The organism is Pseudomonas sp. EL_65y_Pfl2_R96, assembly GCF_963970905.1.
GTDB lineage: Bacteria > Pseudomonadota > Gammaproteobacteria > Pseudomonadales > Pseudomonadaceae > Aquipseudomonas.
Genome location: NZ_CAXAQH010000124.1, coordinates 1 through 728, shown reverse-complemented (window position 1 = coordinate 728; position 728 = coordinate 1). Strand labels below are relative to the sequence as shown.

At 61.0% G+C, this 728-nt stretch carries 1 protein-coding gene; it reads left to right on the top strand.

Going from position 1 to position 728, the window contains the following annotated elements; all coding sequences use genetic code 11:
- The coding region (locus AACY49_RS29780; RefSeq protein WP_339527770.1) for a GDP-mannose 4,6-dehydratase at positions 1-728 on the top strand (728 nt) is incomplete at its 5' end.

The following is a 728-nucleotide window of genomic DNA, read 5'->3' as shown; positions in this document are numbered from 1 at the left end:
AGACCTTCGTCCCCGAAGCGTTCCGCGATCCGGCCCGCACCCTCGAAATCAATGTTTTCGGCACCCTCAACCTGCTGCAGGCGCTCAAGGCTCGTGGCTTCGCAGGCACTTTTCTGTATGTCAGTTCCGGCGACGTCTACGGCCAGGTGGGCGAAAGCGATATGCCGATTACCGAGCAACACCCCCCCTGCCCGCGCAACCCTTACGCCGTGAGCAAACTCTCGGCGGAGTTCCTCAGCCTGCAATGGGGCTTGAGCGAACACTGGCCGGTGCTGGTGGCGCGCCCGTTCAACCACATCGGCACCGGGCAGAAAGACAGCTTCGTCATCGCCAGCGCTGCACGCCAGATCAATCGCATCAAACAAGGCCTGCAAGCCCCGCAACTGGAAGTCGGCGATATCGACGTGACGCGTGATTTCCTTGATGTCGGCGACGTCGTATCGGCCTATTTCGCCCTGCTGGAAAAAGGCCAGCCGGGGCAGGTTTACAACATCTGCTCAGGGCGCGAGCAAAGCATTCGCAGCCTCATCGAACAGTTGGGCGATCTGGCCGAAGTCCAGATGCAACTGGTTCAGGACCCGGCGCGCATGCGTCGCGCCGATCAGCGCCGCGTTTGCGGCAGCCACGCAAAACTGGCCAAAACCACCGGATGGTCGCCAGTCATCACAACACAACAATCCCTGCGGGCGATCCTGTCCGACTGGGAGACGCGAGTACGACAAGAATGA